16 protein-coding genes are annotated in these 19,682 nt (G+C 41.2%); 10 read left to right on the top strand and 6 right to left on the bottom strand.

The annotated features are described in order from the left end of the window. Positions 1 to 130: 130 nt before the first annotated feature. Both ACZ11_RS23380 and ACZ11_RS27630 read left to right on the top strand, forming a co-directional pair. A complete protein-coding gene (locus tag ACZ11_RS23380; RefSeq protein WP_049668943.1) occupies positions 131 to 1,216 on the top strand; it encodes a glycosyltransferase family 2 protein in 1,086 nt (361 codons plus the stop codon). Positions 1,217 to 1,392: 176 nt separating this feature from the next. Beyond that, on the top strand, positions 1,393 to 6,120 hold the full coding sequence (locus ACZ11_RS27630; RefSeq protein ID WP_455749210.1) for a beta strand repeat-containing protein: 4,728 nt from the start codon (positions 1,393 to 1,395) through the stop codon (positions 6,118 to 6,120). A gap of 149 nt (positions 6,121 to 6,269) precedes the next feature. Here the strand turns inward: ACZ11_RS27630 and hemY are convergent, their stop codons facing one another. The 3 genes from hemY to hemE all read right to left on the bottom strand — a co-directional run bounded on the left by hemY (position 6,270) and on the right by hemE (position 9,857). Continuing rightward, the gene (hemY, locus tag ACZ11_RS23360) at positions 6,270 to 7,706 is read right to left on the bottom strand and encodes a protoporphyrinogen oxidase (protein ID WP_049668941.1); all 1,437 of its coding nucleotides are present in this window, start codon (positions 7,704 to 7,706) and stop codon (positions 6,270 to 6,272) included. 14 nt (positions 7,707 to 7,720) lie between these two features. Next, positions 7,721 to 8,641: a ferrochelatase gene (hemH, locus tag ACZ11_RS23355; RefSeq protein WP_049668940.1), complete on the bottom strand. Its 921-nt coding sequence runs from the start codon at positions 8,639 to 8,641 to the stop codon at positions 7,721 to 7,723. 166 nt (positions 8,642 to 8,807) lie between these two features. Beyond that, on the bottom strand, positions 8,808 to 9,857 hold the full coding sequence (gene hemE, locus ACZ11_RS23350) for a uroporphyrinogen decarboxylase (RefSeq protein WP_049668939.1): 1,050 nt from the start codon (positions 9,855 to 9,857) through the stop codon (positions 8,808 to 8,810). Positions 9,858 to 10,190: 333 nt separating this feature from the next. Between hemE and ACZ11_RS23345 the strand changes: the two genes are divergently transcribed. Beyond that, positions 10,191 to 10,709: an antibiotic biosynthesis monooxygenase family protein gene (locus tag ACZ11_RS23345; RefSeq protein ID WP_049668938.1), complete on the top strand. Its 519-nt coding sequence runs from the start codon at positions 10,191 to 10,193 to the stop codon at positions 10,707 to 10,709. Between the two features lie 502 nt (positions 10,710 to 11,211). Continuing rightward, positions 11,212 to 12,372 (top strand): amidohydrolase, encoded by a 1,161-nt coding sequence (locus tag ACZ11_RS23335; protein WP_049668936.1) that lies wholly within the window; start codon positions 11,212 to 11,214, stop codon positions 12,370 to 12,372. A gap of 170 nt (positions 12,373 to 12,542) precedes the next feature. Here the strand turns inward: ACZ11_RS23335 and ACZ11_RS23330 are convergent, their stop codons facing one another. Together ACZ11_RS23330 and ACZ11_RS23325 are read right to left on the bottom strand one after the other, a co-directional pair. After that, complete coding sequence (locus ACZ11_RS23330) at positions 12,543 to 13,727, bottom strand: ABC transporter permease (RefSeq protein ID WP_049668935.1); 1,185 nt, start codon at positions 13,725 to 13,727, stop codon at positions 12,543 to 12,545. Continuing rightward, a complete protein-coding gene (locus ACZ11_RS23325; RefSeq protein WP_049668934.1) occupies positions 13,711 to 14,460 on the bottom strand; it encodes an ABC transporter ATP-binding protein in 750 nt (249 codons plus the stop codon). The genes ACZ11_RS23330 and ACZ11_RS23325 overlap by 17 nt, the downstream gene beginning before the upstream one ends. A gap of 104 nt (positions 14,461 to 14,564) precedes the next feature. Between ACZ11_RS23325 and ACZ11_RS23320 the strand changes: the two genes are divergently transcribed. From ACZ11_RS23320 to ACZ11_RS23300, 5 genes are all read left to right on the top strand, one after another. After that, positions 14,565 to 14,981: an HIT family protein gene (locus ACZ11_RS23320; protein WP_049668933.1), complete on the top strand. Its 417-nt coding sequence runs from the start codon at positions 14,565 to 14,567 to the stop codon at positions 14,979 to 14,981. Between the two features lie 145 nt (positions 14,982 to 15,126). Next, positions 15,127 to 15,657, top strand: coding sequence for a tryptophan transporter (locus tag ACZ11_RS23315; protein WP_049668932.1), 531 nt, complete (start codon positions 15,127 to 15,129; stop codon positions 15,655 to 15,657). Between the two features lie 154 nt (positions 15,658 to 15,811). Then, positions 15,812 to 16,207: a YtxH domain-containing protein gene (locus tag ACZ11_RS23310; protein WP_049668931.1), complete on the top strand. Its 396-nt coding sequence runs from the start codon at positions 15,812 to 15,814 to the stop codon at positions 16,205 to 16,207. Positions 16,208 to 16,363: 156 nt separating this feature from the next. Next, positions 16,364 to 16,924, top strand: a complete 561-nt coding sequence (locus ACZ11_RS23305) for an HTH-type transcriptional regulator Hpr (RefSeq protein WP_049668930.1) — start codon at positions 16,364 to 16,366, stop codon at positions 16,922 to 16,924. Positions 16,925 to 17,103: 179 nt separating this feature from the next. Next, positions 17,104 to 17,649: a DUF3267 domain-containing protein gene (locus tag ACZ11_RS23300; RefSeq protein WP_049668929.1), complete on the top strand. Its 546-nt coding sequence runs from the start codon at positions 17,104 to 17,106 to the stop codon at positions 17,647 to 17,649. 801 nt (positions 17,650 to 18,450) lie between these two features. On the opposite strand, the gene ACZ11_RS25400 is transcribed toward ACZ11_RS23300, so the two are convergent. Beyond that, positions 18,451 to 18,558: a YjcZ family sporulation protein gene (locus ACZ11_RS25400; RefSeq protein WP_082172877.1), complete on the bottom strand. Its 108-nt coding sequence runs from the start codon at positions 18,556 to 18,558 to the stop codon at positions 18,451 to 18,453. Positions 18,559 to 18,702: 144 nt separating this feature from the next. Between ACZ11_RS25400 and ACZ11_RS23290 the strand changes: the two genes are divergently transcribed. Then, positions 18,703 to 19,677, top strand: coding sequence for a peptidylprolyl isomerase (locus ACZ11_RS23290; RefSeq protein WP_049668927.1), 975 nt, complete (start codon positions 18,703 to 18,705; stop codon positions 19,675 to 19,677). The last annotated feature ends 5 nt before the right edge of the window (positions 19,678 to 19,682 follow it).

The following is a 19,682-nucleotide window of genomic DNA, read 5'->3' as shown; positions in this document are numbered from 1 at the left end:
TTTATGACAAAGAAAACAAGCAAATTTCACTATTATTATTATGTAATGCTACATCTACGAGCATTTATCCAACCCCAAAATTATAGTAGCACATATACTACATAGATTATGGTGAGGAGGAATCAACTTTATGGTGTCAATAAGCTTATGTATGATTGTGAAAAATGAAGAAGCTGTCATCGGTAGATGTCTAGCATCTGTAAAAGACTTAGTCGATGAGATTAATATCATAGATACAGGCTCTACCGACAATACGAAGCAAATTGTGAAACAGTTTACAGATCGTATTTTTGATTTTGAATGGATTCATCACTTTGCAGCTGCAAGAAATTTTTCATTCCAACAAGCAACAAAAGAGTACATTTTATGGCTAGATGCGGACGACGTATTATTAGAGGAGGATCAGGAAAAATTTAAAACACTAAAAGAAGCCTTAACCCTTGATATAGATGCCGTTTCGATGAATTATAATTTAAGCTTTGATAATGAAGGAAATGTAAGTTCCCTATTAAGAAGATATCGCTTAGTAAGAAGAGATAAACCATTCCAATGGATAGGTGCCGTACACGAATATTTAGAAGTCGGTGGAAACCTATTGGATAGTAATATTGCTGTCAGCCATTTACCACTTAGTCATGATCATACGCGGAATATTAACATCTATAAGCAATTAGTTGAATCAGGAGAACCACTCTCTCCACGAGACACATTTTATTACGCAAACGAATTACTAGATCATGGACAATTTGAGGATGCAATATTTTACTATGAAACGTTTTTAACTTCTAAACTAGGCTGGTTAGAAGATAATATTCGTTCCTGTTTCAAATTAGCAGATTGTTATTCTCATTTAAATGATACAGAAAATAATTTAAGTTCCATTTTTAGAAGCTTTGAATATGACATTCCACGCCCAGAAGCGTGCTGTAGACTCGGTTTTCATTTTATGGAACAAGCCAAAAACTATGAAGCAATATTTTGGTATGAACAAGCACTTCTCATCAAGCAAAATCCTAACGCCCCTTTTCAAAATAAAACCTTTACAACATGGTTGCCTCACTTACAACTTTGTGTCCTCTTTGATCGATTACAACAATATGAAACTGCCAACGCACATAATGAATTAGCCAGATCCTTTTTACCAAATGATGAAAGAATACTGCACAATAAAACATATTTTGATCGTATTTTAAATAAGGGTAATGAAAAATCTTAATTTTCTTCTATATTCATGGGTTAGTTAGTACATTGAGGTAATTTTTTAATTCTAGTATTAGGTTATGAATAAAAATACTTTTATCGCTATCGATATTTTTAGGAAAACAAGGAGTTAACTGTCTATTTCGCCTTTCCCCTCTATGAATACGATATTTTGAGAGAGGAGGTGAAACAATGCATTTTGGAAAATTTAAAGATAGAGTTTGCAGCAAATGTAATACATTCCCATGTTGTTGTAGTCCTTGTCCTCCTCCAAGCTGTCCTATTTGGCCAGTTAAACCTACTGGAAAAACTGGTCCTACAGGAAGTACCGGAGCTACTGGCGCGACCGGGGCTACCGGCTCTACTGGAGAACGCGGGGCTACTGGCGTTACTGGGGCTACCGGTTCTACTGGGGAACGTGGGGCTACTGGCTCTACCGGCGTTACTGGAGCGACTGGCTCTACTGGTGTTACTGGAGCGACTGGTTCTACTGGAGAACGTGGGGCTACTGGCTCTACAGGTGTGACTGGGGCTACTGGAGAACGCGGGGCTACCGGCGTTACTGGGGCTACCGGTTCTACTGGGGAACGTGGGGCTACTGGCTCTACCGGTGTTACTGGAGCGACTGGTTCTACTGGAGAACGCGGGGCTACTGGCTCTACCGGTGTTACTGGTGTTACTGGTGTTACTGGTGTTACTGGTGTTACTGGTGTTACTGGTGTTACTGGTGTTACTGGTGTTACTGGCTCTACTGGCTCTACTGGCTCTACTGGGGTTACTGGCGTTACTGGTTCTACTGGTTCTACTGGTTCTACTGGTTCTACTGGTTCTACTGGTTCTACTGGTTCTACTGGTTCTACTGGTTCTACTGGTAACACTGGCTCTACTGGGGTTACTGGTTCTACCGGGGCTACTGGCTCTACCGGCGTTACTGGTGTGACTGGGGCTACTGGGGCTACTGGCTCTACTGGTGTTGCTGGAGCGACTGGTTCTACTGGAGAACGCGGGGCTACTGGCTCTACTGGTGTTGCTGGAGCGACTGGTTCTACTGGAGAACGCGGGGCTACTGGCTCTACTGGTGTTGCTGGAGCGACTGGTTCTACTGGAGAACGCGGGGCTACTGGCTCTACTGGTGTTGCTGGAGCGACTGGTTCTACTGGAGAACGCGGGGCTACTGGCTCTACTGGTGTTGCTGGAGCGACTGGTTCTACTGGAGAACGCGGGGCTACTGGCTCTACCGGCGTTACTGGTGTGACTGGGGCTACTGGGGCTACTGGTTCTACCGGGGCTACTGGCTCTACCGGCGTTACTGGGGCTACTGGTTCTACTGGTGACACTGGCTCTACTGGTTCTACTGGTTCTACTGGTTCTACTGGTGCCACTGGTTCTACTGGTTCTACTGGTTCTACTGGTGCCACTGGTTCTACTGGTTCTACTGGTTCTACTGGTGCCACTGGTTCTACTGGTTCTACTGGTTCTACTGGTGCCACTGGTTCTACTGGTTCTACTGGTTCTACTGGTGCCACTGGTTCTACTGGTTCTACTGGTTCTACTGGTGCCACTGGTTCTACTGGTTCTACTGGTTCTACTGGTGCCACTGGTTCTACTGGTTCTACTGGTTCTACTGGTGCCACTGGTTCTACTGGTTCTACTGGTTCTACTGGTGCCACTGGTTCTACTGGTTCTACTGGTTCTACTGGTGCCACTGGTTCTACTGGTTCTACTGGTTCTACTGGTGCCACTGGTTCTACTGGTTCTACTGGTTCTACTGGTGCCACTGGTTCTACTGGTTCTACTGGTTCTACTGGTGCCACTGGTTCTACTGGTTCTACTGGTTCTACTGGTGCCACTGGTTCTACTGGTTCTACTGGTTCTACTGGTGCCACTGGTTCTACTGGTTCTACTGGTTCTACTGGTGCCACTGGTTCTACTGGTTCTACTGGTTCTACTGGTGCCACTGGTTCTACTGGTTCTACTGGTTCTACTGGTGCCACTGGTTCTACTGGTTCTACTGGTTCTACTGGTGCCACTGGTTCTACTGGTTCTACTGGTTCTACTGGTGCCACTGGTTCTACTGGTTCTACTGGTTCTACTGGTGCCACTGGTTCTACTGGTTCTACTGGTTCTACTGGTGCCACTGGTTCTACTGGTTCTACTGGTTCTACTGGTGCCACTGGTTCTACTGGTTCTACTGGTTCTACTGGTGCCACTGGTTCTACTGGTTCTACTGGTTCTACTGGTGCCACTGGTTCTACTGGTTCTACTGGTTCTACTGGTGCCACTGGTTCTACTGGTTCTACTGGTTCTACTGGTGCCACTGGTTCTACTGGTTCTACTGGTTCTACTGGTGCCACTGGTTCTACTGGTTCTACTGGTTCTACTGGTGCCACTGGTTCTACTGGTTCTACTGGTTCTACTGGTGCCACTGGTTCTACTGGTTCTACTGGTTCTACTGGTGCCACTGGTTCTACTGGTTCTACTGGTTCTACTGGTGCCACTGGTTCTACTGGTTCTACTGGTTCTACTGGTGCCACTGGTTCTACTGGTTCTACTGGTTCTACTGGTGCCACTGGTTCTACTGGTTCTACTGGTTCTACTGGTGCCACTGGTTCTACTGGTTCTACTGGTTCTACTGGTGCCACTGGTTCTACTGGTTCTACTGGTTCTACTGGTGCCACTGGTTCTACTGGTTCTACTGGTTCTACTGGTGCCACTGGTTCTACTGGTTCTACTGGTTCTACTGGTGCCACTGGTTCTACTGGTTCTACTGGTTCTACTGGTGCCACTGGTTCTACTGGTTCTACTGGTTCTACTGGTGCCACTGGTTCTACTGGTTCTACTGGTTCTACTGGTGCCACTGGTTCTACTGGTTCTACTGGTTCTACTGGTGCTACTGGTTCTACTGGTTCTACTGGGGCCACTGGCGCTACTGGTTCTACTGGTTCTACTGGTGACACTGGCTCTACCGGCGTTACTGGGGCTACTGGTGACACTGGGGCTACTGGGGCTACTGGGGCTACTGGGGCTACTGGCTCTACTGGCTCTACCGGTGTTACTGGCGCTACTGGCGCTACTGGCTCTACCGGTGTTACTGGCGCTACTGGCGCTACTGGCTCTACCGGTGTTACCGGTGCGACTGGCTCTACTGGGGCTACTGGCTCTACCGGCGTTACTGGTGTGACTGGGGCTACTGGGGCTACTGGTTCTACTGGCTCTACTGGTTCTACTGGTTCTACTGGTTCTACTGGATCTACTGGTGACACTGGGGCTACGGGGGCTACTGGTGACACTGGCTCTACTGGCGCTACTGGTTCTACCGGGGCTACTGGCTCTACCGGAGTTACTGGATCTACTGGTGACACTGGGGCTACTGGGGCTACTGGGGCTACTGGGGCTACTGGTGCGACTGGCTCTACCGGCGTTACTGGTTCTACCGGCGTTACTGGTGTGACTGGGGCTACTGGGGCTACTGGGGCTACTGGTGCGACTGGCTCTACTGGTTCTACTGGTTCTACTGGTTCTACTGGTTCTACTGGTTCTACTGGCTCTACTGGCTCTACTGGCTCTACCGGCGTTACTGGTTCTACTGGCGCTACTGGCTCTACCGGTGTTACTGGTGCGACTGGCTCTACTGGCTCTACTGGCTCTACCGGCGTTACTGGGGCCACTGGGGCTACCGGCGCTACTGGCGCTACTGGCTCTACCGGCGTTACTGGCTCTACTGGGGCTACTGGCCCTACCGGCGTTACTGGTGTGACTGGCGCTACTGGCGCTACTGGCGCTACTGGGGCTACTGGCTCTACCGGCGCTACTGGCTCTACTGGCGCTACTGGAACTACTGGGGCGACTGGCGAACGTGGGGTGACTGCCTCTACCGGCGCTACTGGCTCTACCGGCGTTACTGGGGCCACTGGGGCTACCGGCGCTACTGGCGCTACTGGCTCTACCGGTGTTACCGGTGCGACTGGCTCTACTGGGGCTACTGGCTCTACCGGCGTTACTGGGGCTACTGGGGCTACTGGCTCTACTGGTGTGACGGGCTCTACTGGTAACACTGGCTCTACCGGTGTTACTGGTGCGACTGGCTCTACTGGTAACACTGGCTCTACCGGGGCTACTGGCTCTACTGGCTCTACTGGGGCTACTGGGGCTACTGGGGCTACTGGGGAACGTGGGGCGACGGGGACTACTGGCACCACTGGTGCTACTGGTAACACAGGCTCTACCGGCGCTACTGGCTCTACTGGCGCTACTGGAACTACTGGGGCGACTGGGGAACGTGGGGTGACTGGCTCTACCGGGGCTACTGGCTCTACCGGCGCTACCGGTGCTACTGGCGCTACCGGTGCTACTGGCGCTACTGGCGCTACTGGTGCTACTGGCGCTACCGGTGCTACTGGCGCTACTGGCGCTACTGGTGTACGTGGGGCTACTGGACCAGCATTTACAGAAGGTTTCTCAGCATTTAATAATGCTATATCAGTAAGCGCTTCTACTACAATTACAAACTGGAGTGTTGCAGCTCCATATTTCACAACACCAGCATTCAATCCAACGACCGGAATTTTCACTGTTCCAACGACTGGAAGATACGCTTTTGAAGCTACAATCAACTACTCTACAACCGCAGCAGTTACTATAAGTTTAGGTGCAGGTATTAATCCATCATTTGCTATTCGCCAAAACGCTACAACAAATTTAATAAGCGGGCTATTCCCATTATTAAATGTAAATGTTATTGCCGTATTGACTTTACGCGCTGTCCTTGGCAATGGGACAGTAACATTGGCTGGAGAAGTCGATTTAAATGCAGGTGATACCATTGATTTATTCTACAATGCTAACGGTTTAACGATAGGGCTTACTCTTGGTGGAGCTAACTCTGGCGGTATTGTATGGTCATGCCACAGAATTTCATAGCATTAAGATCTTTACTGGGAAAGTAAAAGCTTACTTTCCCAGTTTTTAATTTGAGACATCTTACTTGTGCAATATGAACTTTGCACTATTCAAATTTCAAAATAAAAAAGTAGTACAAACACTGGTTTGTACTACTTACTGATAACCATTTATTTCTCACAAGAATCCCCAAATATTTCCTTCAACATTTCTTCAGCAACATTTTTACCTTGCTCAACGCACTCAGGTATTGATATTCCTTCGAAGGAACTCCCCGAGAGCTTAACAGTCGGAAAATGTTCACGTAATTCTTGTTTTGAACGTTCAACCTTAGCCTCATGTCCTACCGTATACTGTGGCATGGCATTTTTCCAGCGTGAAACTACAGTCATTAACGGTTCTCCATCTACACCAATTGTTTTCATTAAATCCTGCAATACAGTCTTTTCAATTTCTGTATCAGATAACGCTACAATTGCCTCGTCGCCTACTCGGCCAATATAACTGCGTAACAGCACATAATCATCTGGCGCTGTGCCAGGCCACTTACGGTTAATCCAAGTACAAGAAGTTATTGAAAAATCACTATTTCGGGAGACAAAAAATGATAACGCATCTAGATCACCTAACTGATCTTTTTTAAATGCCATTGTCACAGTAGCAATAGTTGCTGCCTTCATCGTACTCAATTCATTTAACAACTGGTATTTACTGAACATTTTTCTCGCCACATTAAATGGTGTAGCAATAATAACAGCATCTGCTTTTAATTGTGTAAAATTGTTTAACACAACTTGGACAGTCCCATCCTTGCCATGCTCAATCTCCTCAACTTTAACACCCTTCATAACTGTCCCAGGAAGTAGTGATTCTTCGAGTTTTTCGATAAGTGTCTCCAGACCATTATTAAATGTTTGAAAAATCCCCTTATCTTTCGTATTGGGTTTGTTACTTAAAAAATTCGCACCAGACTTTTTCATACCAATAAGTAGGCTACGATATTTCTGCTCTAATCCATAGAGCTGTGGGAATGTAGAGCGCATGCTTAACTGCTCAATATCACCAGCAAATGTTCCTGCAAGTAGTGGCTCTACTAGATTTTCTACAATTTCAGCACCGAATCTTCTTCTGAAAAATCGCCCTAATGGTTGGTCATCATTCTGTGCAGAACGAGGGATGAAAAAATCCCCCGCCGCACGAACTTTCCCGCTAAGTGAAAACAACCCTGATGTAATAAATGACGAAACATGTGGTGTTGCCCCGGACAAAAGACTACTTGGGATTGGATACAATTGACTACCAACGGCAACGTAAGTCGGTCCTGTATTGCTTGTAATCATTTTCTGTTCAATGCCTAAATCCTTTGCCAGAGCATATACATAGTTCTCACGATCAAAAAAAGATTCTGGACCACGCTCGATAATAAAGCCATCTTTTCTCAGTGTTTGTATTTTTCCGCCAAGACGTAATGACGACTCGACAAGTACGATATCTAACGGCAATTCTTTTGCGCTTGCTTCTTTTTGCAAATAGAACGCAGCTGTGAGGCCAGTAATGCCACCGCCTACAACAACTACCTTTCGTCTTTTCTGAGTCACCAACATCATCACTTTCTTTTCGCTTAGCTTAATTTTTTATGAATGGCATCAACCATTGCATCAATAAATAACGGGTGTGTATTTGGCATTGCTGGACGATAATATTTCGCGCCAAGTTCATCACAAACAACTTTACATTCATAATCGTTGTCATATAAAACTTCTAAATGTTCTGTTACAAAGCCAACTGGCGTATAAACAAACGAATGGAAACCCTTTTGCTCATAAAGTTCACGCGTTAAGTCCTGAACATCTGGACCGATCCACGGCTCAGGTGTTTGTCCTGCTGATTGCCAGCCAACTTCTACATTGTTTACACCTGTTGCTTCTTTAATTAGTCGAGCCGTCTCGATTAATTGATCTTCATATGGATCGCCCAGCTCTTTAATTTTTTCTGGAAGTGAATGTGCAGACACGATTAAACATGCTTTTTCACGTTCTTCATCAGACATTGCATTAAACGTTTCATTCACTTTCATTTTCCAATACTCGATGAATTTTGGTTCATCATACCAAGATTCTACAGAAGTAATTGTTAATCGATCTCCAGCCGCTTCTGTTGCACGACCATTATATGATTTAATGGAGAACGTAGAGAAGTGAGGAGCTAATACGATAGAAACTGCTTCTTTAATACCTTCTGCTACCATTCCTTCCACAGCATCTTCAATGAATGGGTGAATATGCTTTAGACCGATAAATAATTTATATTCCACATTATCTTGCACTTCATTTAAGCGTGCACATAAAGCCTCAGCCTGCGCTTTTGTAGCAGCAGCAAGTGGTGATAAACCACCAATTGCCTCATAACGACCGCGTAAATCTTCTAAATGCTCTTCTGATGGTTTGCGACCGTGGCGAATATGCGTATAGTAAGGTTCGATGTCTTCTTCTTTATAGGGTGTTCCGTATGCCATAACTAATAAGCCTTTAACTTCTTTCATTACCTTTTCACCTCTAAATAATAGTTAAATATATCTTTAATCGTACAGTATGTGACAAAAAGAAGCTGTCCAATTCATTAGGTTGGACAGCACCCTTTCTACGATGAAATCGAGATATCATTCATAGAAAAGAATTATGAGAGTTAATGTCTTGTTCGCATCTATATTAAGAGCGTGCTTGGATTTGTTGAGCACTATACTCATGAATAAGAGCTGTTAAACGTTTTAACACTTCTGGGTCTACCTCTGGGAATACACCATGACCTAAGTTGAAAATATGTCCTGGCATTTCTAAGCCTTGATCGATAATGTCTTTTGTGCGTTTTTCAATAATTGACCAATCAGCAAGTAATAGTGATGGATCTAAATTACCTTGTACTGGTTTAGTTATACCGTTTGCACGTGCTTCTTTAATTGGTAAACGCCAATCTAAGCCAACAACATCAACAGGTAAATCATTCCACTCTTTCGCTAAATGACTTGCACCTACTCCAAACTGAATAAGTGGCACATTTTCTTTTTTCAGCTCAGCAAAAATACGTGTCATAATCGGTTTAATGAAAACACGATAATCTTCAACATTTAAAGCACCAACCCAAGAGTCAAATATTTGGATAGCTTTTGCTCCCGCTTCTACTTGAGCAGAAATATCAGAAATAATCATATCAGCTAGTTTGTCCATTAATGCAAACCAAGCTTGAGGCTCTGATACCATAAATGATTTTGTTTTATTATAGTTTCTTGAGGGACCACCTTCAATCATATAGCTTGCAAGAGTAAATGGTGCACCTGCAAAGCCGATTAGAGGTACATTCAGTTGTTCCTCAGATAACATTTTTATAGTTTCTAAAACGTACGGTGTATGTTCTTTCGCATTGAATTCGCCTAGTTTTTCTATATCAGCGATTGAGCGAATAGGGTTTGAAATTACAGGACCTACGCCTGCTTTAATTTTTACATCTACCCCAATACCAGGAAGTGGTGTAACTATATCTTTGTATAAAATCGCTGCATCAACATTGTAATTTTCTACTGGTAATCGAGTTACATATGCACAAAGCTCAGGTTGAAGTGTAATTTCCTCTAAAGAATACTTTTCTTTAATCGCACGATATTCTGGTTGAGAGCGTCCTGCTTGTCGCATATACCATACTGGTGTATGTTCAGTTCTTTCTCCTCGTGCAGCACGTAGAAGAGTATCATTAAAAGTTGTCATGAATAGTTCCTTCCCCTCAATAAAATTCACATCGTAAAATTCTCTTGTTTATTCCGTTATTATTGATATCCGTTTTCAATAGTAAACGCTTCCTCTGTTATTGTATAGTTTTCATAGGGAAATGTCATAAAATTGTTCTTTCTATGGGATTTCTTTTTTGACAAAGCTTTAGACTTCCACTTAAATGGAGATAAATAACGCTATATGCTATTAGCAATTTCACCTTGGTGTAATTGTTGCTTTCGCACAAATAAACAGTGCGTCCGGATTTTGAATTGTGCTCGTACAATTCATTTCTACCAAAAGATGAACATTCATAAGGAGGGCAATTTTATGTATATTTATTTAACTTCTGGAACAGGTGATTTTTTAGAACAACTAAAGAATAAATATCTAAAAGAGGAAATGATTTTAATCCACGGTGAAGGTAACTCTGTGCTTATCCATGAAACCGAAGGAAAATCTGTTTTTGCCACACCTCGAAAGTTTGAAGTGCTAGATTCAGTAAATGATTTAGAAGAACGTGGCTTCTTTGTATTCAACAATATCCCCGTTACAGATGAAGGTCGACCAGTTTTTGAACATCGCTTTTTAAATCGAGCAGGCGCTATAGAAGATGAGCCAGGCTTTGTAGCATTTCGACTACTTCGTCCATTAAATAGTGAAACATACATTGTCATGACACAATGGAACGGCCCTCATTCGTTTGAAGCATGGAAAAGCTCAAAGGCCTTTGCATCCGCACACGCTGAACGTAAAGAACCAACAGGTGTGAATCAGCAGAATATTTTCTCTGCAGCTTCATATGTCACAACCTATAGCGCTGCTCCAAAAGAAGAAAACGAAGATTAGTTAGAGCGGGCAGGGATTCACTGCTTTCGGCAGATATCCTCCTTGGGTGCGCTGGGTGTTCGCTTTTCTTCTGCGGGGGTATCCCACGGGTGCGGGGGTATTCGCTGCTCTTCCGCGAGTATTCTCCTCGGATTCACGAGTATTCGCTGCTCTTCCGCGAGTATTCTCCTCGGATTCGCGAGTATTCGCTGCTCTTCCGCAAGTATTCCACTCGGATTCACTCGGATTCGCTACTCTTCCGCGAGTATTCCACTCGGATTCGCGAGTATTGGCCACCCTTCCGCGAGTATTCCCCTCGGATTCGCGAGTATTCGCCGCTCTTCCGCGAGTATTCTCCTCGGATTCGCGAGTATTGGCCACCCTTCCGCGAGTATTCCCCGAGTACGCGGGTGTTTACTTCCCTTCCGTGGGTATTAAAGTGCTGACCCGCGGTTTATCCAGTTAGTGAAACTATTATGCTATTAATAAAAATCTAGGATAATCTGTTTAAGGAGGTTTTACTGTGAACCAACGTCTACTTGAAAAGATTGATGCCCATTTTGATGAAATGGTGGCGATTCGTCGTCATCTACATATGCATCCGGAGCTAAGCTTCCAGGAGCAAGAAACTGCTAACTATATTATTCAATTTTACGAAAATCTAGGCGTACCTGTTGAAGCTAATATCAGTGGCTACGGTTTAATTGCACGTATTAAAGGAAGCAAGCCTGGCAAAACGATTGCCTTACGTGCAGACTTTGATGCGCTGCCTATACAAGATGAAAAAGATGTACCATACAAATCAACTGTGTCTGGCGTTATGCATGCTTGTGGGCATGATGGTCATACAGCTACTTTGTTAATTATCGGTAAGCTTTTGTGGGAAATGCGCGATGAATTAGCAGGAGAATATGTACTAATTCATCAGCATGCTGAAGAGACTGATCCAGGTGGAGCAATTGGGATGGTACAGGCTGGAGCTTTGAATGGCGTTGATGCTATTTTTGGTACACATCTATCATCTAACCATCCAACAGGTATGATTGGCTACCGCGTCGGTCCAACGATGGCTGCTGTTGATAGTTTTGAAATGAAAATTCAAGGTCAGGGCGGTCACGGTGCTCATCCGCATCAAACAAAGGATGCGATCATTATTGGCTCTCAGCTTGTTATGAATTTACAACAGCTGGTTGCACGTCGTGTTGACCCAATCGAATCGGCTGTTTTATCAGTTGGTTCATTCGTAGCATCTAATGCTGACAATATTATTGCCGATACAGCCTATTTAAATGGCACAATCCGAACATTTAATAAGGATGTTCGTGAAACGATGGAACGTGAATTTAAACGGGTTATCCAAGGTACAGAAATTGCACATGATTGTACAATTGAACTGGATTATCGTCGAGGCTACCCTGCAGTTGTAAATCATGAGAAGGAAACTCTATTTGTGCGTAATATCGCACAGGATATTTACGATGTTGCTGAAGTTGAAGCAAGTATGGGGGCAGAAGATTTCTCTTACTATTTAGAGGAAAAGCCAGGTACATTCTTCTTTACTGGAGCCAAGCCAGCTGAATATGCACCACATCATCATCCAAAATTCGATATAGATGAAAAAGGTATGCTCATTGCTGCGAAGGTGTTAATAACAGCAGCACTAGACTATCAATTAATAGAATAAAAAATAAAGCTCACTTCTCCAAGTCTTTTATTGGAGAAATGAGCTTTATTAATTTATAAACAGCAATGCCATGATTTCCGTTCCAACTGTGGGACTTCCGATATGATCCCCAAGAAGTCGCAATCAAAACATTTTTCCACTCTTGGTGATTATCCAAAATTAATCATTTTTCAAGGTTTTGAGACCTTAGCCGTCAATTCACTAATAACCAAAATGATAATAAAGGTTAAATAGAACATTGGCTGTGTGATACTACATAGACCAACAATAATAGCTTGAGTTATCATCGCAAGACGCACAATTTGATTGACTGCTACTTTGCGTGCTTCATCAGGTAAAGGATAAAGCATGTCCATACGGAATTCACCACTTGATAATAAAGCCGACTTTAATTGTATGGTTGTAGCAAAGCTCAATGCACCTGCAACAATCCATGAAACGACTGGGATATCTACAAAGGCCGCAATAACAGCTGAGATCACTGTTAAACGGAACCATAAATAAAAATGATCATCTGTTCGGATGAATGTACGGAACACCAAGTACTTTTGAGTATTGTCCTTGTTGTATGACACAAATTTGTAAAGCCAGTCAAGCCAACCTCGACGACGAATGCTACCACGTAAATGTGGCACGTCTGTGAAGTAATTAGCAAAACGATAGAAGCTCATCATACGATTTTGTTCTAGCTTCACAAAATGCTCGTATGGGACAGGCTCACGCGCACATTTTTTTCTAAATATTACAATATATACACACCCAATTACAGCAGCAACAATCGCTAAAATATGCTGCATATGAAGCCCCATGTAAACAGCAACACTAAAGATAACAGCTCTAATTAGCCTGTCCACCCAAATCATTTGACCGCGTTCACTATAACGATAGCTAAATTCACCCTGAACGCTCAAATACTTCAATATAATAATAAGTAGAAACACTGACCAAATTTCAAATGTAGTTAATTCAGTAACAGCCTTTAATAAAGGAATACTAACGATATAAACAATTGCCACAATCCACACCTGTGACCAAAACGTCCACGCTTTCGCCTTTTTGAAATACTGTGACATTTTTGATTCTAAAGGTAATAAATACACTTGGTCTGGCTCTCTCAAAAGTGAAGTTGGACGACTAAACGCAAGTAAAACCCCTACAAATAATGCGATTAATACCTCTGCTGGAAAATCAGATTGCACAATTTTCAGCCATTCACTATATTGATAGCCTCCTGCTCCGATAAGAAATACTAGTACAATCGCTAAATGCCCTGTAAAAATAAATCGCATATATTTTTGCACTTCACCTATATAGTGCATGAAGCGAGAGGACCATACATCACGCAAGTTCTTCATGGTCGCGCTCCTTTGTCATTGCAATATATAAATCATCCAATGTCGCATGTGGCATCGCAAATGCCTTGCGTAAATCCTCCATTGTTCCTTGTGCTCGCACACGTCCTTCATGCAATAAAATTATGCGGTCACAATGCTTTTCAGCGGTCGATAAAATGTGCGTGGACATTAATATAGAGGCGCCCTCTTTTTTCTTTTCATCCATCTGATCAAGCAATGATTGAATCCCAAGTGGATCGAGCCCCACAAAAGGCTCATCAATAATGTAAAGACTTGGATTGACTAAAAAGGCACACATAATCATAACCTTTTGACGCATCCCTTTTGAGAAATGCGAAGGGAACCAATTAAGTCGCTTTTCCATTCTAAATTCTTTTAATAATATTTGTGAACGAGCTGCAAGTGTTGCTTCATCTAGACCGTAAGCCATTGCGGTTAATTCTAAATGTTCACGTAATGTTAGCTCATCGTATAATACAGGTGTTTCAGGAATATAGGAAAATGCTGTACGATACTTGTCCGTATTTTCCTTTAATGTCACACCATTTAAACGAATGTCTCCTTCTTTTGGCAGCATTGTTCCGATGATATGCTTAATCGTCGTACTTTTACCAGCGCCGTTCAAGCCTATTAAGCCAACAAGCTCTCCTTTTTCAATTGTAAATGATAAATCTTTAATAACAGGCTTTCTTGTATATCCACCTGTCACATGTTGTACCTCTAATACCGTCATGCCCTCACTCCTCTTCTAGTTTATATTTTATCAAAAATTAGCAAATGATACAGTTATGAGTATGATAGAATGTACTTACATATAAAATAAGGAGGAATTTTCAAATGAGCGATTGCCTATTTTGCAAAATCATTGACGGATCTATTCCAAGTACAAAAATATATGAAGACGAGCATGTCTATGCATTTACTGACATTTCTCCCGTAGCAAAAGGTCATACACTATTAATTCCCAAACATCACTGTAAAGACATTTTCGAAATGCCTGAGGATGTAGCTCGTAATTTATATGCAGTAGCACCGAAAATTGCAAACGCTATTAAGGCTGCTTTTAATCCAATTGGACTTAATACCATTAATAATAATGGTGCTGCAGCTGGACAAACTGTTTTCCACTATCACTTACATTTTATTCCGCGTTACGATGAAAAAGAAGGCTTGGGCTTAATTTGGCAAACACAAAAATATACACCAGAGCAATTAACTGAAGTTGCTGAAAACATTAAAGCTAACCTTAAGTAATTGAAATTCTGCCACACTCTAATTGTCAGAATTGTATATTGCAATTTTTCAATTTATAGCGTACAATCACAAATAAGTTTCGCTAACGGGCATGAGGACACGTTAGGAGACAAAAAAGATTAGCATAGTCGAGGAGAGATTAGAAATGAATACGAAAAATTTAGTATTAATGGCACTTTTAGTTGGTGTTGGTGCTACCCTTTATGTGGTCACACCAGGTATGGTAAACGGCATGAAGCCTGATTTCATGCTAACAATGATGTTTATTGGCATTTTATTGTTCCCCACTATTAAAGAAACGTTCTTACTTTCTTTAGCAACAGGTGTACTTTCAGGATTATTTACAACGTTCCCAGCTGGTCTTGTTCCAAATATTATCGATAAAGCAGTAACAGGCTTTGTCTTTTTAGCTGCCTTAATGGTGTTAAAAAAATTGGCAAGCAACTTCGCTGTATCAGCTGTCTTAGTTGGTTTAGGAACAGTTTTATCTGGAATTGTCTTTTTAGCAGTAGCACTTTTTGTATTCAATGCAAATGTTGGTGCAACATTCGCTGTACTGTTTGTAGGCGTTGTATTACCTGCAGTAGTATTTAATGTTATTGCTTTCGCACTTATTTATCCTATAGTTGCAAAATTAGTGAAGCGTTCTAAATTCCAAACAGCTATTTCAATTTAAGGTGCATTTGTTTAGAAAATGCACGTTCAATCTCAAAGGAAACTAAGCCGTGATACAAAATCACTCGTTTAGTTTCTTTTTTCTTTTTGTAAATGTGCATTTCATGGTTTAATAGTAGATAACACATGATCATTACAGAAATGAGGTATTCAATATGAAAGCAAAACCATTTTTATTTGGATTGTCAGCTGGGATTGTAGGCGGTACAATCGCTATACTTTTTTCGACTCCTCAATCAGGACAACAATTACGTGCTAATTTACGAGCAAATGCTGCTAGCACAAAGGACAAACTTTTAGATGTAAAACTACAAGCAGGCACAGTTCAACAATCCGTTAACTCACTCACAAATGAAATAAAAAATAATATACCACTAATAATAAATGATTTAAAACAAACTATTAATACATTTACTGAAGAAATCGAACCGTCAAAAAATAACTTGCAACAAGAAATAGAAGCATTACAGAATTCATTAAGCGAAATCGAGAAAAACGTTGCACAATTTACAGAAAAAAAGAAAAAACCACAAGAAAAAGTTAACGACTAAAGTCCTTGTTCACTGATAAAAAAACTACATTTTTATCAAATTCAAGCTCTATAATGTTATTTTTTAGCCGCTTTTCAATTTTTTAATTTTTCTAACTTTAAACTTTTTTCCTTTATTGCTATAATATTTTTAAAATGTTAAAGAAAGCAGTAGGTGATGGCTTTGTCAGAGGAATTATACACTCAAAAAGAAGCGATGCTTTATAGTCAAAGAATTGCGCAATTATCAAAAGCTTTATGGAAAGCAGTGGAAAAGGATTGGCAGCAATGGATTAAACCCTACGATTTAAATATTAACGAACATCATATTTTATGGATTTCGTATCATTTAAAAGGGGCATCAATTTCTGATGTGGCAAAATTCGGGGTTATGCACGTCTCCACAGCATTTAATTTTTCAAAAAAATTAGAAGAACGTGGATTCCTTAAGTTTTCAAAACGGGATGACGACAAACGTAATACGTACGTTGAGTTAACAGAAGCTGGTACAGAACTTATTGTTGAAATGAATAGTAATTATCATAATACGTATCATTCTGTACTAGAAGGCTCATTAGCATTAAAAGACCTTTACGGTCGCTTCCCAGAATTTTTAGATGTTATGGCTGTTATTCGCAATATATATGGTGAGGACTTCATCGACATTTTTGAACGTTCTTTTCAGCACTTCCGTGATTCCTTTGACACGATAGAAGAACGTTCAACTGTAAAAGGATGAAAGTGACTTTCATCCTTTTACAGTCAGTTGTTCGTAATCCATAACTTATTGGTCGTGAAAGATTATAAAATCATGCTAAAGAGGTACTTCAGATTTTTTTCTGAGATACCTCCTTTTTCTTGCATTCTAGTATAAATCAATTTACATTAGATAGGACCATTCATACGGAGTTGATAATCATGCACTGTTGGAAAATTTTAAATCTTGAACATCATTACGGAACAACGCGTATTATGATCATGTCTGTAATTGTTTTCTTAACTGTCTTTTCTCTTTCCTATGTGACATTTAATTTGTTTAATGATGAGCACTATACAGATCAATTGTTTTGGCTATTTGTTATTACTGTATTTGCAATCTATCCAATCCACAAATGCTTACACTTTCTAGCATTGTATGATTTACGACAACATTTAAAATTGCGTGTACGTACCCAATTTTATGTTATTCCTGTACTACACATGCGTATCCGTGAACCTTTATCGAAAAATCGTTATATTTTAGCTTTACTTACACCATTTATTGTTCTAAATACAGCCATTATATTAGGTACACTGCTATTCCCTGCCTATACCCATTACGGCTCATTACTTTTAGCTTACCATTGCAGTTTATGTGTAATTGATATTCTATATGTGAAATATTTATTGAACTCACCTAAAGACTCCCAGGTTGAGGAGACTCCTAAGGGTTATGAAATATTAGTTCCACCTACTATTCACTAAATTGCTTGTACTTGTGTTTTATTGACGTTTTTTGTTATGCTATTAATACTGAAAGAGGGGAGGAATAGACTTGCTGTTAATGATTGTAGTTCTATTCTCGGTATTCTATTTATTTCAAATAAACCGCATGACTTATGCGCTGTGCATGCGACGTGAAATTCCCGAAGAAAAACAACCAAAAGTATTTCGAACTATAAATATACTTATAACAATATTACTTGTCTCATTTTATATTGAAGTTTTATATGCAGTATAGTAGAGCAATTATGCGTCGACATAATTGCGTCCGGAATCGGCTTTGTGTTTAAGCCTGTACGAGGGCCGACACGCTGTCGGTCATTTCGGTAATATCACAGGACGTGGCGTTTTTTACCGATGCAGGTCAGTTAGCCGTTATCGCGTGGATACGATGATTTTAGGCTAACATCCTTTAAGTGCTCCTTTGCGATTCTGTGACATCTGCCGGAGGCTTTAGGCCAATACGAAGTTGGTCACTCAGGCGTTTTCACAGGATGTGAAGTTCTTAGCCTAAATTCCTCTATTTCAGCGGATGTTTGGAAGACCGTTGAAAAGCAACTTAAATCTACATTCATCTCACACCTTAGAGGTGGAAGAAGTTAAAAAGAAAAGTGCATTCGCGCCCTTGCGCACGTACAGAGGTAAATTGGACACCTTATGTGATAACTCTGTTTGTCCAATCATATTTTTGTGGACGTGACCTCAAGCGTGCGACGCGAATGCCATACGTTGAAAAAAAGCTAAGGATGCTAAAATCCTTAGCTTTTCGTCTTTTTTTATTAATTAGTATAGGAACGCTGCACCAACAATAATTAATAAAATAAATAGCACAACTAATAAAGCAAAGCCTGAGCCGTAGCCACCGCCGCCACCGTATCCTCCGCTGCTCATAACTTCACCCCCTTTCTTTTCTATATCCTATGCGCTTGAAAATTTGAAATATAGGCTATACTCAAGGGGGAACCATTTTGTTTTTAAAACGTTTATGTTATAGTAAAAAATGGACGAAACCATTGTAAGGAGAGAATATCTACTATGAAAAAGACAGTATTATCTTTAACATTAGCTGCTTCGGTATTAGCGCTTGGTGCTTGTAGCGGAGGAGACAACAAAACGATTGCAACTTCAAAAGTAGGCGACATTACAGTTGCTGACTTTAACAAAACGTCAAAAAATTTAGCCGGTTCTCATATACTTTCACAAATGTTGACTGAAAAAGTATTAGCTGACAAATACAAAGTATCAGATAAAGAAATCAAAGAGGCATATGACGCAACCGCTTCACAATTCGGTAATGACTTTACCCAAGCACTTGCTGAGAGTGGCTTAACTGAAGAAGGCTATAAAAATGCTTTACGTGTTCAACTTCTTTCTGAAAAGGCTTTAAAAGATAAAGCTTTTACAGAAGCAGATGTAAAAAAACATTATGAGCAAATGAAAACTGAGTTAAATGCCCGTCATATTTTAGTAGCAGATGAGAAAACAGCTAAAGAAGTCATTGCTAAAATTAAAGGTGGCGCTAAATTTGCAGATGTAGCAAAAGAATTCTCAACTGATACTGGCTCTGCTAAAAATGGTGGAGAGCTTGGTTGGTTCTCTGTTGGTGCAATGGTAGATGAATTTAATGATGCTGCTTATGCCCTTCCTAAAAATACTTTAAGTGAACCAGTTAAAACAAGCTATGGTTACCATGTTATTGAAGTTACGGACAAGCGTGATGCAAAAGGTGTTGGCTCATTCAAAGATGAAGAAGCAAACATCCGTACTCAAATGCTTTCTAAATTAGCGAATACAGGTGAAGATCAAAAAGTTCTTAAAGATATCATTGCAAAAATGGCAAAAGATGCTGATATTAAAACATCTGATAAAGAATTAGAACCTGCTATCAAGGCCCTTACAACAACAAGTGAGGAGCAAGCTAAAGCTCAAGAAGAAGCTGTTAAAAAAGCTCAAGAAAAAGCTGAAAAAGAAAGTAAAGACGACAAAGCTGAAGATACTGACAAAAAATAATCTAA

Origin of the sequence: Lysinibacillus xylanilyticus (assembly GCF_001183605.1) — a bacterium.
Taxonomy (GTDB): domain Bacteria; phylum Bacillota; class Bacilli; order Bacillales_A; family Planococcaceae; genus Lysinibacillus; species Lysinibacillus xylanilyticus.
The sequence above is the reverse complement of the archived record's forward strand: the minus strand, read 5'-3'. Positions and strand labels throughout refer to the sequence as shown.

Excerpts from the sequence above, each read along its gene's own strand:
- ACZ11_RS23380 (WP_049668943.1), top strand. The coding sequence starts at position 131 with ATGGTGTCAATAAGCTTATGTATGATTGTGAAAAATGAAGAAGCTGTC.
- ACZ11_RS27630 (WP_455749210.1), top strand. The coding sequence starts at position 1,393 with ATGCATTTTGGAAAATTTAAAGATAGAGTTTGCAGCAAATGTAATACA.
- hemY (WP_049668941.1), bottom strand. The coding sequence starts at position 7,706 with ATGATGTTGGTGACTCAGAAAAGACGAAAGGTAGTTGTTGTAGGCGGT.
- hemH (WP_049668940.1), bottom strand. The coding sequence starts at position 8,641 with ATGAAAGAAGTTAAAGGCTTATTAGTTATGGCATACGGAACACCCTAT.
- hemE (WP_049668939.1), bottom strand. The coding sequence starts at position 9,857 with ATGACAACTTTTAATGATACTCTTCTACGTGCTGCACGAGGAGAAAGA.
- ACZ11_RS23345 (WP_049668938.1), top strand. The coding sequence starts at position 10,191 with ATGTATATTTATTTAACTTCTGGAACAGGTGATTTTTTAGAACAACTA.
- ACZ11_RS23330 (WP_049668935.1), bottom strand. The coding sequence starts at position 13,727 with ATGAAGAACTTGCGTGATGTATGGTCCTCTCGCTTCATGCACTATATA.
- ACZ11_RS23325 (WP_049668934.1), bottom strand. The coding sequence starts at position 14,460 with ATGACGGTATTAGAGGTACAACATGTGACAGGTGGATATACAAGAAAG.
- ACZ11_RS23320 (WP_049668933.1), top strand. The coding sequence starts at position 14,565 with ATGAGCGATTGCCTATTTTGCAAAATCATTGACGGATCTATTCCAAGT.
- ACZ11_RS23315 (WP_049668932.1), top strand. The coding sequence starts at position 15,127 with ATGAATACGAAAAATTTAGTATTAATGGCACTTTTAGTTGGTGTTGGT.
- ACZ11_RS23310 (WP_049668931.1), top strand. The coding sequence starts at position 15,812 with ATGAAAGCAAAACCATTTTTATTTGGATTGTCAGCTGGGATTGTAGGC.
- ACZ11_RS23305 (WP_049668930.1), top strand. The coding sequence starts at position 16,364 with ATGGCTTTGTCAGAGGAATTATACACTCAAAAAGAAGCGATGCTTTAT.
- ACZ11_RS23300 (WP_049668929.1), top strand. The coding sequence starts at position 17,104 with ATGCACTGTTGGAAAATTTTAAATCTTGAACATCATTACGGAACAACG.
- ACZ11_RS25400 (WP_082172877.1), bottom strand. The coding sequence starts at position 18,558 with ATGAGCAGCGGAGGATACGGTGGCGGCGGTGGCTACGGCTCAGGCTTT.
- ACZ11_RS23290 (WP_049668927.1), top strand. The coding sequence starts at position 18,703 with ATGAAAAAGACAGTATTATCTTTAACATTAGCTGCTTCGGTATTAGCG.